Genomic DNA, 12,753 nt, shown 5'->3' on the forward strand with positions numbered 1-12,753 from the left:
GCCGTCGGCGCCGCACCGTGACGTCAGCGGCGGATCAGCCGCCGTGCCGTCGCCGCGGCCACGGCCGAGGTGCGTGAGTCGACGCCGAGCTTCGCGTAGATGTGCACCAGGTGGGACTTCACCGTCGCCTGGCTCAGGAAGAGCCTCTTGCTGATCTGCTGGTTCGACAGGCCCTCGCCGACCAGCTGGAGCACCTCCAGCTCACGCCTGGTCAGTGCCTGAGCCGGTGTCCGCATGCGGTCCATCAGCCGGTGGGCGACCGCCGGTGCCAGCGCCGAGCGGCCGGCCGCCGCCGTCCGCACGGCGGCGGCCAGCTCCTCCGGCGGGGCGTCCTTCAGCAGATAGCCGCCGGCGCCCGCCTCGACGGCGGCCAGAATGTCGGCGTCCGAGTCGTACGTCGTGAGGATCAGCACGCGGGGTGCGCCCGGGGCGGCGGTGATCGCCGCGGTGGCCTCCGCCCCGTGCATCCCCGAGCCGAACTGCAGATCCATCAGGACCACGTCGCAGACGCCGGTCGCAGCCAGGGCGACGGCCCGTTCGGCGGTGGATGCCTCGGCGACCACCTGGAAGTCCGGCTCGGTGTCCAGGACCGCGCGCAGCCCCGCCCGGACCACCGGATGGTCGTCGGCGAGCAGCAGCCTGACCGGGCCGGTCACGCCGCCCTGCCTTCCGTGGTCCCGGTGCCATCCGCGGCCGGCCCGCCGGCCGACGGGAGCGGCAGGGTGACGGCGACGGCCGTCCCCTGGCCGGGGCCCGACTCCACACTCAGCGTCCCGCCCAGTGAACGGGCCCGTGCGCGCATCGCGGGCAGCCCGAAGCCCCCGCCGCCGCTCGTCACCGGCTCGGCGGCCGTGTCGAAACCCCGTCCGTCGTCCACCACGTCCAGGGCCACCGAGGTCTCCATGAAGCTGAGGGTGATCTCCGCCCGCCGCGCACCCGAGTGCCGCACCGCGTTGGCCAGCGCCGACTGCGCGGTCCGCAACAGCGCCACCTCGTACGGAGTGGGCAGCTCGACCGGGCTGCCGCTGACCGCGAACCGCACCGAGAGGTCCGGCGCCGAGCTGCGCGACGAGAGGCGGGACAGGGCCGCCGTCAGGGAACCCCGCTGCAGGTCCGGCGGGGTCAGGGCCCGGACGAAGCGGCGGGCCTCGGCCAGATTGTCCTGGGCGGCCTCACGGGCCCGCCGGACGTGCGCGGTCGCGGGGGAGTCCCCGGGCAGCGAACGCTCGGCGGCCCGCAGCAGGAGCTGGATGCTCGACAGGCCCTGGGCGAGGGTGTCGTGGATCTCCCGGGCCAGCCGCTCCCGCTCGGCCAGCGTGCCCGCGGCACGCTCCGCGTCGGCGAGCTCCGCGCGCGTGGAGACGAGCTCGTCGATGAGTTCGCGGCGCCGCTCGCTCTCGCGGAACAGGGCGTCGTAGCCGAACACGGTCGCGACGGCCACCGCCGCGCCCAGCAGCGGGCCGATGAAGGTGCCCGGCGTGACCTGCTGCCCGTGCAGCACGAAACTGGCGATCGCCGCCGCGGCCGTGCCCGCCACGGTGGGCAGGGCCCACCGGGCCGGCAGCAGGTGCAGTTGGAGGAAGTAGAGCGGGAAGGCCACCCACAGCGCGTCCGACGACAGGACGAGCAACGCCAGCCACACGGCGCCGAGCGCGGCGAGCCAGACGGCGGCGGCCCGGGTGCGCGGCCGGACGACGGGGGCGAGCGCGCCCGCCGCGTACAGCGCGGCCATCGCACCCGCCAGTGCGACGACCGCCGTGGCGTGCGGAGCACCGTCCCCGGTGGCGCGGAGCGCGGCGAGCAGCAGCAGCCCCACCAGCAGCGCGTGCAGACAGAGCCGCAGGGCGGTGGTGACGGAGGTGGGTGCGCGCGAATCCATGACCGTTCCAGCGTAGACGCGCCGGGCGTCGGGCCGGTCAATCGAAAGGTTGATGTCCGCCCCGTCCGGCGCGCGATGTTTCCGCAGGTCCGGGGCGTGAGCCTGGAGTCATGTTCGTCGCATGGAGAGATCTACGGTTCGCCAGGGGCAGGTTCGCCCTCATGGGCACGGTCGTCGTGCTGATCACGCTGCTCGTGGGATTGCTGTCCGGCCTCACGGCCGGCCTGGGAAGGGAGAACACCTCGGCCGTCACCGGGCTGGACGCCGACCGCGTCGCGTTCGCCGCGCCACCGGACGGCCGGTCGGTGTCCTTCTCCGACTCGGCCGTGAAGGAGAGCGCCTGGCGCGCCTGGGCCCAGCGGCCGGGCGTCACCGCCGCCCGGCCCCTGGGCATCCGGACGCTGGACGCCGCAGCCGGCGACGGGGGGCGTACGGCCGCGGTGTCGGCCTTCGGCGCCCGGCCGGACGGCGGGCTCGCGCCCGCCGGCGTGGGAGAGGGCCGGGTCGTGCTCTCCGGGCAGGCGGCCGACGAGCTCGGCGCCACGGCCGGGGACGCCCTCGTCCTGGGCGGTTCCCGGATGACCGTGGCGGCGGTCGGCGGTGACGCCTCCTACAGCCACACGCCGGTGGTGTGGACCTCGCTCGCCGACTGGCAGCGCATCGGCGGGACCGGGCGGCAGGCCACCGTGATCGCCCTGACCACGACCGGCGGCGCCGACATCCCCGCCGGTGACAGGGCCGCGGGCACCAGCACACTGACCCTGGAGGACTCCCTCACGGCGATCGGTTCCTACCAGGCGGAGAACGGCTCACTCCAGCTGATGCGCGGTTTCCTCTTCGCCGTCTCCGCGCTCGTCGTCGGCGCCTTCTTCACCGTCTGGACCATCCAGCGCAGCGGCGACGTGGCCGTGCTCAAGGCGCTGGGTGCCTCCACCCCGTATCTGCTGAAGGACGCGCTCGGGCAGGCCGTGGTGATGCTGGCAGTCGGCACGGGCGTGGGCACCGCGCTCGCCTCGGGGATCGGCGCGTTGGTCGGCGGGGACGGCGGTGCGGTGCCGTTCGTCCTCGACGCGTCGACCGTGCTCGTCCCGGCCGGCGTGATGATCGTCCTCGGCGCGCTCGGGGCAGCCCTGTCCATCCGGCGGATCACCGCCGTCGACCCTCTCACCGCACTCGGGAGCGCCCGATGACCCTCACCCTCACCGATGTCACCCTCACCTACCCCGACGGCGACGCCCGGCTCACCGCGCTCGACCGGGTCTCCCTGGAGGTGCCGGCGGGCACGCTCACGGCGGTCGTCGGACCGTCCGGTTCGGGCAAGTCCAGCCTTCTCGCGGTGGCTGCCACGCTCGTCACCCCGGACCGCGGGCGCGTCGTCGTCGCCGGTACGGAGACCGCCGGGATCGGCCGCGCCGACAAGGCCGCACTGCGCCGGGACCGTATCGGCATCGTCTTCCAGCAGCCCCATCTGCTTCCGTCGCTCACGGCCCTGGAGCAGCTCCAGGTGATGGCACATCTGTCGCACGGTTCGGTGCGCGCGGCCCGGGGCCGGGCTCTGGAACTCCTGGACTCGGTGGGCCTGGCCGACAAGGCCGGCCGCAGACCGCACCAGCTGTCCGGTGGTCAGCGCCAGCGGATCAACATCGCCCGCGCCCTGATGAACGAACCCGCGGTGCTGCTCGTCGACGAGCCGACCGGCGCGCTCGACCACGAACGGGGCGCGGCGGTCCTCGACCTGCTGCTCGGGCTGACCCGGGAGCGCTCGACGGCCACGGTCATGGTCACCCACGACCGGGCACACCTGGAGCGGGTGGACACCACGGTGAGCATGGAGGACGGACGCCTCTCTGTGCCCGCACCGGCCTGAGGGGCCGACCGGGCCGCCCCGGTCCGAGAGGCTCAGCCCGTCGGGCCGCCGCTGCTGGCCAGTGCCTCCGAGAGCTCCTTCGCGATCTGCTGCAGGATCGGCACGATCCGCTCGGTCGCCGTCTCCGTCACCCGGCCCGCGGGCCCGGAGATGGAGATGGCCGCCGAGGTGGGGGAGTCCGGCACCGAGACCGCGAGGCAGCGGACCCCGATCTCCTGCTCGTTGTCGTCCACCGCGTAGCCCGCCCTCCGCACCTGTTCGAGCGCGTCGAGGAAGCCGTCGGGAGTGGTGATCGTCTTCTCGGTGGCCGCCGGCATGCCCGTACGGGCCAGCAGGGCCCGCACCTCGTCCGCCGGGGTGTCCGCGAGGAGGGCCTTGCCCACACCGGTGGAGTGGGGGAGCACCCGCCGGCCGACCTCGGTGAACATCCGCATCGAGTGCTTCGAGGGCACCTGCGCGACGTACACGATCTCGTCCCCGTCGAGCAGCGCCATGTTCGCGGTCTCGCCGGTCTCCTCGACCAGCCGCTGGAGGTAGGGCCGCGCCCAGGTGCCCAGCAGGCGGGCCGAGGACTCCCCGAGGCGGATCAAACGGGGGCCCAGCGCGTAACGCCGGTTGGGCTGCTGGCGCACGTAGCCGCAGACGACCAGGGTGCGCATCAGCCGGTGGATGGTCGGGAGGGGGAGTCCGCTGCTCGCGGAGAGCTCGCTGAGCCCGACCTCGCCCCCGGCGTCCGCCATGCGCTCCAGGAGATCGAAGGCGCGCTCGAGGGACTGCACGCCGCCGCTGGGACCGGCGGGCTTGGAGTCGGATGTGCTGGCGTGGGACGGCGGCACGTCAACGGTCCTTTCGAAGCGGAGGCAAGGCAGCAGCCTACCGGGCTGTTCCCGATCGGCCCACTGCTCCCGGTGCGGCGTCCTTGCCGGTCAGGACCTGTTTTGTCCTGGTGTCGGTGGTCCGGGCCGCGTTCGGCCCGAAGCGCGGTGGTGCCGCACATGGCCTATTCTACGTTTCGCCTGACGAAAAAGAACTTCTACTTCGTGGAAATGTCCAATCGGCGCCACGGGTGCTCCCCCGGTCCCCCGAGGGGGAGGAGGGGTCTTGACGGGCCGCTTTCCCGAGTGAAGACTCCTTCAACAAATCGTTGAAGTCTGCGTGAGGAGCACAGGTGTCCGGAGTGGACAAGAAGCAGGTACTCCGCTCGACGCGCGTGGTCACCCCCGAGGGAACCCGCGCGGCGGCGGTGCTCGTCGCCGGCGGGGAGATCGAGGCGGTCCTGCCGTACGACACCGAGGTGCCCGGCGGTGCCCACGTCGAGGACTTCGGGGACGATGTCCTGCTGCCCGGCCTCGTCGACACCCACGTCCATGTGAACGACCCCGGCCGCACCGAGTGGGAGGGCTTCTGGACCGCCACCCGCGCCGCGGCGGCGGGCGGCATCACGACCCTCCTCGACATGCCGCTCAACTCCCTCCCCCCGACCACCACGGTCGAGCACCTGCGGGTCAAGCAGGGCGTGGCCGGCCCCAAGGCGCATGTCGACACCGGCTTCTGGGGCGGTGCGATCCCCTCCAACACGAAGGATCTGCGCCCGCTGTACGAGGCCGGGGTCTTCGGCTTCAAGTGCTTCCTCTCGCCCTCGGGCGTCGAGGAGTTCCCCGAGCTGGACCAGGAGCAGCTGGCCCGCTCGATGGCCGAGATCGCGGGCTTCGGGGGGCTCCTGATCGTGCACGCGGAGGATCCGCACCACCTGGCCGAGGCCCCGCAGAGGAGCGGGGAGAAGTACGCCGACTTCCTCGCCTCCCGCCCCCGCGACGCGGAGAACACCGCTATCGAGGGACTCATCGCCCACGCGAAGCGGCTGAACGCCCGCGTGCACGTCCTGCACCTGTCCTCCAGCGACGCCCTGCCGCTGATCGCCGCCGCCAAGCGCGAGGGCGTACGCGTCACCGTCGAGTCGTGCCCGCACTTCCTCACCCTGACCGCCGAGGAAGTCCCCGACGGGGCCACCGAGTTCAAGTGCTGCCCGCCCATCCGGGAGGCGGCGAACCAGGACGCGCTCTGGGCCGGCCTCGCCGACGGCACGATCGACTGCGTCGTCTCCGACCACTCGCCCTGCACCACGGACCTCAAGACCCCCGACTTCGCCTCCGCGTGGGGCGGCATCTCCTCCCTCCAGTTGGGACTCCCGGCCATCTGGACCGAGGCGCGCCGGCGCGGGCACACCCTCGACGACGTGGCCCGCTGGATGTCCGCCGCCCCCGCGGAGCTCGCCGGGCTCACCCGTAAGGGCGCCATCGAGGCCGGGCGGGACGCGGACTTCGCGGTCCTCGCCCCCGACGAGACCTTCACCGTCGATCCGGCCGGACTCTTCCACCGCAACCAGGTCACCGCCTATGCGGGGAAGACCCTGCACGGCGTCGTCCGGTCCACCTGGCTGCGCGGCACGCGGATCGCGGCCGACGGCGTACTCGGCGAACCCACCGGCCGCCTCCTCGAAAGGAACCGCTGACCCATGACGGCGACACCGCACTTCACCGGCGACGCGAGCCCGTACGGGGGAGGAGACCCGTACGCCGACTACCGCACCGCCGACTTCCCCTTCACCCACCTCGTGGACCTCGCAGACCGGCGTCTCGGCGCAGGGGTCATCGCCGCCAACGACGAGTTCTTCGCCGAGCGCGAGAACCTGCTGAAGCCCGGACCCGCGGAGTTCGACCCCGAGCGCTTCGGACACAAGGGCAAGATCATGGACGGCTGGGAGACCCGCCGCCGGCGCGGTACGGGCGCCGCCGAGCCGCACCCCACCGACGAGGACCACGACTGGGCCCTCGTGCGCCTCGGCGCTCCCGGTGTGGTGCGCGGGCTGATCGTCGACACCGCGCACTTCCGCGGCAACTACCCGCAGTCGGTCTCCGTCGAGGGGGCCTCGCTGCCCGGCTCCCCGTCGCCCGAGGACCTCCTCGCGCCCGGCGTGAAGTGGACGACCCTCGTCCCCCGTACGCCCGTCGGCGGGCACGCGGCCAACGGCTTCGCCGTCGACGCGGGGCAGCGGTTCACCCACCTCCGGGTCAACCAGCACCCCGACGGAGGCATAGCCCGCCTGCGCGTCCACGGCGAGGTGGCCCCCGACCCGGCATGGCTCACCGCGCTCGGCGCGTTCGATCTGGCGGCCCTGGAGAACGGCGGCCAGGTCGAGGACGCCTCCGACCGCTTCTACTCCCCGGCCACCAACACCATCGCGCCGGGACGCTCCCACAAGATGGACGACGGCTGGGAGACCCGCCGCCGGCGCGACAAGGGCAACGACTGGATCCGCTACCGGCTGGCGGAGCGGTCGGAGATCCGGGCGGTCGAGATCGACACGGCCTGCCTCAAGGGCAACGCGGCGGGCTGGGCGGAGATCTCGGTCAGGGACGGCGAGGACGGCGAGTGGTCGAAGATCCTGCCCCGCACCCGGCTCCAGCCCGACACGAACCACCGCTTCGTCCTGCCGGAGCCCGCGTGCTCCACGCACGTCAGGATCGACATCTTCCCGGACGGCGGGATCTCCCGGCTGCGGCTCTTCGGCTCGCTCACCGAGGAGGGGGCGGCGCGGCTGACCGCCCGTCACGAGGCGTTCGGCGGCTGACGGTCCGGGCCTGGTGTGCCGGTTCATGCCCGGCCTGTACAGGTATGGGACCCTGGTCGGGACGCCGCCGCCACGACCAGGAGTCGCCATGATCTTCATCGCCGTCAAGTTCACCGTGCGTACCGCCGAGCGGGACAACTGGCTCCCGGCCGTCGAGGACTTCACCCTCGCCACCCGACAGGAGCCGGGCAACCTCTTCTTCGACTGGTCCTACAGCGTCGAGAACCCGGACCAGTTCGTCCTGCTCGAAGGGTTCGCCTCCCAGGAGGCGGGTGCGGCGCATGTGAACTCCGAGCACTTCAAGAAGGCGATCGACACCATGTCGGAGCTCGTCAGCGAGGTGCCGGAGATCATCAACGTCGAGGTTCCCGGGGACGAATGGTCCCGGATGTCGGAGGTCACCCCGCGCAACCGGTGACCGAGGTCAGAACTCCTCGTGCGTGTCGGGGTCCCCGCCGAAGCGGTGAGGCGGCCGGGCCCCGATCAGGTCCAGCTCCCGCTGTGTCAGCTCGAAACCGAACAGGTCCAGATTCTCCCGCTGCCGCCCGGGGTCCGCGGACTTCGGGATCGGCACCGCCCCCAGTTGCGTGTGCCACCGCAGCACGACCTGGCCCGGCGTCACACCATGAGCCTTGGCGGTGGCGACCACCTCGGGCGCCTCGAGCACCTGGCGCCCCCGGGCCAGCGGACTCCAGCTCTCCGTGACGATGCCCTTCGCGTCGTGCACCGCCCGCAGCTCCGCCTGCGGCAGCAGCGGATGCATCTCGATCTGGTTCACCACGGGCAGCACACCCGTCTCCCGCTCCAGCCGGTCCAGGTGTTCAGCCGTGAAGTTGGAGACGCCGATGGAGCGTACGAGGCCGTCCTCACGGAGCTTGATCATCGCCTTCCAGGTGCCGACGTACTTGTCCACCCGGGGCAGCGGCCAGTGGATCAGATACAGATCGACGTACTCCAGCCCCAGCTTGCCGCGCGACTCCTCGAAGGAGGCCAGCGTCTCCTCGTAGCCGTGGTGGCGCCCGGGCACCTTGGTCGTGACGAAGACGTCCTGCCTCGGCACTCCGGAGCTCACGATGCCGCGGCCGGTGCCGGTCTCGTTCCCGTAGTTCAGCGCGGTGTCCACGAGCCGGTAGCCGGCCCGCAGCGCCCCGGCGACGGCCTGCTCGGCCGCCGCGTCGTCGAGCGGCCAGGTGCCGAGACCCACCGCGGGGATGGTGCTGCCGTCGTGCAGATTGCGGACCGGGGGCGGTGTCTGGCTCATGGTCTCCCATTTCGTTCGCGTACCGTCCCCGCCAGCGTAGGGCGGGCCGCCGGGCGCGGCGCGCGGCGGCGCCGGCCCCGGTTTCGCGGCGGACCTCGCCGGGCGTACCGACGAATTTCGCCCGAAAGTGGGATCAGAACGGGTGGAAGCAGACGGACTGCCAGGACCCACGACCCTGGCACGAGGCGAAGGAGCGGGACCATGGCGAAGCTGACCCTCACCACGTTCGTGTCCCTCGACGGTGTGATGCAGGCGCCCGGAGGCACGGAAGAGGACACCAGCGGCGGGTTCGAGTACGGCGGCTGGCTGGTGCCCTTCGCGGACGACGGCATGGCGGCCTTCACCAACGAGGTCTTCGACCGGTCGGGCGCCTTTCTCCTCGGACGGCGTACGTACGACATCTTCGCGGCCTACTGGCCCAGGGTCACCGACCCGCAGGACCCGATCGCCACCCGTCTCAACACACTGCCCAAGCACGTCGTGTCCACCACCCTGACCGACCCGGAGTGGGAGAATACGACAGTGGTCTCCGGCGACGTGCCGGCCGAGGTCGCCCGGCTCAAGGAACGGACGGCGGAGGGCGAGCTGCAGATCCACGGCAGCGGCACCCTGGCACGGTCCCTTCTGGCGCACGGCCTGATCGACGAGGTCAACCTGCTCGTGTACCCGGTCTACCTGGGCAGCGGCAAGCGCCTCTTCGCGGACGGCGGGCAGCCGACGGCCTTCGAGCTGACCGGGGCCCGGACCACCGGAAGCGGCATCGCGATCCACACCTACCGGCCCGCCGGGCCCGCCCGGTTCGAGGACTTCGAATCGCGGCCGTGACCCGCCGGGCCGAGGATCACCGCTCTCGTCGGGGTGTCCAGGCGGGGTTCCGCCCCAGGGCGGACAGGAACAGGGAGAGCGTGCCGTGCCCGGCCCCTCCGTCTGCAGGGACGGAAGGGCGGAACGCGGAGCCCGCAGCGCGCCGTGCGTCCCCGTCCGGTACGGCCAGGGCGAGCGGCAGGGCCGCGCGAAGCACAGGGTCCGGCAGGCGGGCGGAGAGCCCGAGAGCGGCGGCCACGTCCCACGCGTGCGCCACGTAGTCGATGAAGTGGAACCCGATCGCCCGCAGTCCGGGCACCGCCCGCTCGCTGATCTCCGGCAGGGCGAACGCTCTCCCGGACACGCCGGGGGCAGCGAAGGCGTCCAGGACCGTGGCGGCGGCGGCCCGGTAGGCGCCGGCCGGGTCGTCGCCGAGATCCGGAAGCCGCCAGGCGCCGGCGTCCTCGCCTTCTCCGCGCGCGGCCGCCGCGAAGCCGTGGTGCTGCGCGGTCATGTGTCCCACCAGCTCCCGCAGGGTCCACCGGTCACACGGAGTCGGTCGCCGCCAGTCTCCGGGGCGGGCCTGGGCCACGAGACGTACGGACTCCAGGACGGCGGTGCGGTCGAGCAGGACGATGTCCATCGCAGCCTCAGTTCCAGGGCTCGGTGCCGGTCAGGATCCGTTCCGCGTACGTCCAGACCGCCGTCGGCCAGGGACCGGCGTCCGGGCCGGCGAGTGCGACGGGTGTGGTCTCCCTGAGCTTCGCCCGCATCACCCCCCGCCCCCGGAACGCCCGGACGACCCGCATGTGGTCGGGCCGGGTGACGAAACTCGCCAACGAGGCCTCGTCGGCCCAGACCGTGACCGACCCCGAGCGGTTCAGCCGGAGACCGGTGTCCGCCCAGAGACGGACGGCGGCCGCCCCGGGCATCCGAGACCAGCTCCGCCGCAGTCGCAGGCCCTCGACCGCCACGGCGGGAGTGCCCCACGGGCGGTGCGTGACGAATTCGGTGACGCTGACCACGACGGTCGAGAGGGGGCCGATGTCGTGCGCGGCGGGGCCATAGGCCCAGGACGTCTTCCAGATGCCGGACGGCATGGCCGGACCTCCGTCGAGGTGAACGGGCCGGACCCGTGTCCGGCCTCCCGCCGACCATACAACTAAACGAACGGTCGTGCAGTTACTTTTGATCCGGGCCCGCCGGCAGCACGGAAGGGTCGGTGGCGACCGTGTGGAGCCGCCCCAGGATGGCCCGCGTCGCCTTGGTGTAGCCCGGGTTGTTGTTGTGCAGCACGGACTCCGCGTTGGCCAGTTCCATGAACGCGATGAGCTCGAAGGCCAGCTGCGAGACGTCCGTGTCCGCGACGAGCTCCCCCCGCACCCTGGCCTCTTCGAGGGTCTCCTCCACGAAGGTGACCCACCCCGTCTGGGTGGAGGCCAGCGCGTCGTGCACCTTGCCCTCCCGGGAGTCGAACTCCGCGATGGTCGCGTAGAAGAAGCAACCGCCGCTGAACACCCGGCGCTGCGAATAGGAGAGCCAGCTCTCGCACATCCGCCAGACACGGCCCAGCCCGGGCGGAGCCGCCCTGGTCGGGGTCAGCACATGCTCGACGAAGACGGTCACCGCGGCGCGCACCGTGGCGAGCTGCAGCTCCTCCTTGGAGCCGAAGAGGGCGAACACCCCGCTCTTGCTCAGTTTCAGTTCCGTGGCCAGCCGGCCGAGCGACAGGCCCTCCAGTCCCTCGGTCGAGGCGACGTGGACCGCGCGCCCCAGCACCAGCTGCCTGGTCTGGTTCCCCCGCTCGACCCGTCCGTCCAGCCGCGCTCCACCCATGTGCCAACTCCGTGTGTCCGAGCGTCCCAAGACCGACATTCTAGGAGGAGCCCGCACTTCCGGGGGACCGCATCCAGCGGTGACGACTCCTGCGAACAGGTGGCCGAGTCACCCCGCGGACAGCGGTTCCCGAGCACGGCGGCGTTCGGTACGGTGATCGCTCCCCGTGTGAGCCGGCGAGGTCTCCACATCGTTCCCGCCGTGGAGAACCAGGAGACTCAAGGTGTCCGCTGCCGCCCTGCCTGCACTCGCCCCGCCCCGCCGCGCGTGGGTCACCGATCTGCCGCTCCTGCTCGTCGCCGCCGTCTGGGGGGCCAGCTACCTCGCGGCCAAGGGCATCACCACGACGCACACCGTGATCGCCGTCCTCGTACTCCGCTTCGCGATCGTGCTGCCCGCCCTGGCCGTGGCCGGATGGCGCGGGCTGCGGGCGCTGAGCGGCGCGCAGTGGCGGGGCGCCGGCCTGCTGGGGTTGGTGCTCAGCGGGATCTTCCTGCTGGAGACGTACGGGGTCGTGCACACGTCGGCGACCAACGCGGGGCTCATCATCAGCCTCACCATGGTGTTCACCCCCCTCGCCGAGGCCGCCGTCACCCGGGTCAGGCCGCCGGCCGCCTTCCTGGCCGCGGCGGGCCTCTCCGTGGCGGGCGTGGTGCTGCTGACCCAGGGCGCCGGCTTCACCAGCCCTTCGGCAGGCGACCTGCTGATGCTGCTCGCGGCCGTCGCCCGTACGGTCCACGTCCTCGCGATGGCGCGCATCAAGGCGGTCCAGGACGCCGACTCGCTCTCCCTGACCACGGTGCAACTCGGCAGTGCGGTCGCCGTCTTCGCCGTACTGGCCGCCGTGCCCGGGACCGGGCCGGCGCCCTGGAGCGTGGCGGCGGACTTCGGTGCCGCCGAGTGGGCGGGGCTGCTCTTCCTGTCCGTGTTCTGCACGCTGTTCGCGTTCTTCGTCCAGATGTGGTCGGTACGCCGTACCTCTCCGTCCCGCGTCAGCCTGCTCCTCGGCACGGAGCCGCTATGGGCCGCCGCCGCGGGCATCGCGATCGGCGGCGAGCGCCTCGGTGCGCTCGGGGCGCTCGGCGCGGTACTCGTGCTGGCCGGCACCGCGTGGGGCCGCCGCCGCGCGGACGTCACGTCCTGATCGAGTCCGCCGCGATCATCACGGCCGCGCCCGTCACGACCAGCACGATGTTGACGAAGAGCCCGTAGTCGTCGAGGAAGTCGAGCTTCGCCACCACGGCCCACAGACGGAACCAGCCCGTCCACTCGTACAGCAGTCCCGCGGCGCCCTGCGCGAACACGATGAATCCCACCGACTCCACGAACTTCTTCATGGCCCGAGCCTGGCGTGGGCCGCCCCCGGCCCGCGTCGGCCACCGGTATGCGGCCCACCGACGGAAGTCTCGGATCGTACGACTTCGGTATCTCCCTGGCACGGACAGGCGTCCCCGGGCCTTCCGCGTGCGTAGCTT

The 12,753-nt window shown here is 72.4% G+C and carries 15 protein-coding genes; 7 read left to right on the plus strand and 8 right to left on the minus strand.

Going from position 1 to position 12,753, the window contains the following annotated elements:
- Positions 1 to 23: 23 nt before the first annotated feature.
- Both ACZ32T_RS11865 and ACZ32T_RS11870 read right to left on the minus strand, forming a co-directional pair.
- On the minus strand, positions 24 to 656 hold the full coding sequence (locus ACZ32T_RS11865; RefSeq protein ID WP_467264056.1) for a response regulator: 633 nt from the start codon (positions 654 to 656) through the stop codon (positions 24 to 26).
- Entirely contained in the window at positions 653 to 1,879 is a 1,227-nt protein-coding gene (locus ACZ32T_RS11870; RefSeq protein ID WP_467366545.1) for a sensor histidine kinase, read from the minus strand. Before ACZ32T_RS11870 ends, ACZ32T_RS11865 begins: the two co-directional genes overlap by 4 nt.
- 110 nt (positions 1,880 to 1,989) lie before the next feature.
- Between ACZ32T_RS11870 and ACZ32T_RS11875 the strand changes: the two genes are divergently transcribed.
- A complete protein-coding gene (locus ACZ32T_RS11875; protein WP_467366547.1) occupies positions 1,990 to 3,069 on the plus strand; it encodes an ABC transporter permease in 1,080 nt (359 codons plus the stop codon).
- Positions 3,066 to 3,746, plus strand: coding sequence for an ABC transporter ATP-binding protein (locus tag ACZ32T_RS11880; RefSeq protein ID WP_467264061.1), 681 nt, complete (start codon positions 3,066 to 3,068; stop codon positions 3,744 to 3,746). Before ACZ32T_RS11875 ends, ACZ32T_RS11880 begins: the two co-directional genes overlap by 4 nt.
- A 32-nt stretch (positions 3,747 to 3,778) precedes the next feature.
- On the opposite strand, the gene ACZ32T_RS11885 is transcribed toward ACZ32T_RS11880, so the two are convergent.
- Positions 3,779 to 4,582 (minus strand): IclR family transcriptional regulator, encoded by an 804-nt coding sequence (locus tag ACZ32T_RS11885; RefSeq protein WP_401519446.1) that lies wholly within the window; start codon positions 4,580 to 4,582, stop codon positions 3,779 to 3,781.
- A gap of 332 nt (positions 4,583 to 4,914) precedes the next feature.
- Here ACZ32T_RS11885 and allB point away from each other — a divergent pair, with 332 nt between their 5' ends.
- The 3 genes from allB (at position 4,915) to ACZ32T_RS11900 (ending at position 7,795) form a co-directional block, all read left to right on the plus strand.
- Entirely contained in the window at positions 4,915 to 6,258 is a 1,344-nt protein-coding gene (allB, locus tag ACZ32T_RS11890) for an allantoinase AllB (RefSeq protein ID WP_467366549.1), read from the plus strand.
- A 3-nt stretch (positions 6,259 to 6,261) separates the two neighbouring features.
- The gene (gene alc, locus ACZ32T_RS11895) at positions 6,262 to 7,377 is read left to right on the plus strand and encodes an allantoicase (protein ID WP_467366551.1); all 1,116 of its coding nucleotides are present in this window, start codon (positions 6,262 to 6,264) and stop codon (positions 7,375 to 7,377) included.
- An 88-nt stretch (positions 7,378 to 7,465) separates the two neighbouring features.
- Positions 7,466 to 7,795, plus strand: coding sequence for a putative quinol monooxygenase (locus ACZ32T_RS11900; protein WP_467264066.1), 330 nt, complete (start codon positions 7,466 to 7,468; stop codon positions 7,793 to 7,795).
- A 6-nt stretch (positions 7,796 to 7,801) separates the two neighbouring features.
- Here ACZ32T_RS11900 and ACZ32T_RS11905 read toward each other — a convergent pair whose 3' ends face one another.
- Positions 7,802 to 8,638 (minus strand): aldo/keto reductase, encoded by an 837-nt coding sequence (locus ACZ32T_RS11905; RefSeq protein WP_467264068.1) that lies wholly within the window; start codon positions 8,636 to 8,638, stop codon positions 7,802 to 7,804.
- A gap of 201 nt (positions 8,639 to 8,839) precedes the next feature.
- Between ACZ32T_RS11905 and ACZ32T_RS11910 the strand changes: the two genes are divergently transcribed.
- Positions 8,840 to 9,463, plus strand: a complete 624-nt coding sequence (locus ACZ32T_RS11910; protein ID WP_467366553.1) for a dihydrofolate reductase family protein — start codon at positions 8,840 to 8,842, stop codon at positions 9,461 to 9,463.
- A gap of 16 nt (positions 9,464 to 9,479) precedes the next feature.
- On the opposite strand, the gene ACZ32T_RS11915 is transcribed toward ACZ32T_RS11910, so the two are convergent.
- From ACZ32T_RS11915 to ACZ32T_RS11925, 3 genes are all read right to left on the minus strand, one after another.
- Positions 9,480 to 10,085 (minus strand): TIGR03086 family metal-binding protein, encoded by a 606-nt coding sequence (locus ACZ32T_RS11915; RefSeq protein ID WP_467366555.1) that lies wholly within the window; start codon positions 10,083 to 10,085, stop codon positions 9,480 to 9,482.
- Positions 10,086 to 10,092: 7 nt separating this feature from the next.
- Entirely contained in the window at positions 10,093 to 10,542 is a 450-nt protein-coding gene (locus tag ACZ32T_RS11920; protein ID WP_467366557.1) for a hypothetical protein, read from the minus strand.
- An 82-nt stretch (positions 10,543 to 10,624) separates the two neighbouring features.
- Positions 10,625 to 11,278, minus strand: coding sequence for a TetR/AcrR family transcriptional regulator (locus ACZ32T_RS11925; RefSeq protein ID WP_467264075.1), 654 nt, complete (start codon positions 11,276 to 11,278; stop codon positions 10,625 to 10,627).
- Between the two features lie 223 nt (positions 11,279 to 11,501).
- Between ACZ32T_RS11925 and ACZ32T_RS11930 the strand changes: the two genes are divergently transcribed.
- Entirely contained in the window at positions 11,502 to 12,422 is a 921-nt protein-coding gene (locus ACZ32T_RS11930; protein WP_467366559.1) for a DMT family transporter, read from the plus strand.
- On the opposite strand, the gene ACZ32T_RS11935 is transcribed toward ACZ32T_RS11930, so the two are convergent.
- Positions 12,412 to 12,615 carry a hypothetical protein gene (locus ACZ32T_RS11935; RefSeq protein WP_467264078.1) on the minus strand — a complete coding sequence of 68 codons (204 nt, stop codon included), beginning with the start codon at positions 12,613 to 12,615 and terminating at the stop codon, positions 12,412 to 12,414. The two genes, ACZ32T_RS11930 and ACZ32T_RS11935, sit on opposite strands and share 11 nt — an antisense overlap.
- Between the last annotated feature and the right edge of the window lie 138 nt (positions 12,616 to 12,753).

Source organism: Streptomyces sp. NPDC023573 (assembly GCF_055559735.1).

Coding starts and splice junctions, on each gene's coding strand:
- ACZ32T_RS11905 (WP_467264068.1), bottom strand. CDS start 8,638: ATGAGCCAGACACCGCCCCCGGTCCGCAATCTGCACGACGGCAGCACC.
- ACZ32T_RS11875 (WP_467366547.1), top strand. CDS start 1,990: ATGTTCGTCGCATGGAGAGATCTACGGTTCGCCAGGGGCAGGTTCGCC.
- ACZ32T_RS11900 (WP_467264066.1), top strand. CDS start 7,466: ATGATCTTCATCGCCGTCAAGTTCACCGTGCGTACCGCCGAGCGGGAC.
- ACZ32T_RS11925 (WP_467264075.1), bottom strand. CDS start 11,278: ATGGGTGGAGCGCGGCTGGACGGACGGGTCGAGCGGGGGAACCAGACC.
- ACZ32T_RS11870 (WP_467366545.1), bottom strand. CDS start 1,879: ATGGATTCGCGCGCACCCACCTCCGTCACCACCGCCCTGCGGCTCTGT.
- ACZ32T_RS11920 (WP_467366557.1), bottom strand. CDS start 10,542: ATGCCGTCCGGCATCTGGAAGACGTCCTGGGCCTATGGCCCCGCCGCG.
- ACZ32T_RS11935 (WP_467264078.1), bottom strand. CDS start 12,615: ATGAAGAAGTTCGTGGAGTCGGTGGGATTCATCGTGTTCGCGCAGGGC.
- ACZ32T_RS11915 (WP_467366555.1), bottom strand. CDS start 10,085: ATGGACATCGTCCTGCTCGACCGCACCGCCGTCCTGGAGTCCGTACGT.
- ACZ32T_RS11880 (WP_467264061.1), top strand. CDS start 3,066: ATGACCCTCACCCTCACCGATGTCACCCTCACCTACCCCGACGGCGAC.
- ACZ32T_RS11910 (WP_467366553.1), top strand. CDS start 8,840: ATGGCGAAGCTGACCCTCACCACGTTCGTGTCCCTCGACGGTGTGATG.
- alc (WP_467366551.1), top strand. CDS start 6,262: ATGACGGCGACACCGCACTTCACCGGCGACGCGAGCCCGTACGGGGGA.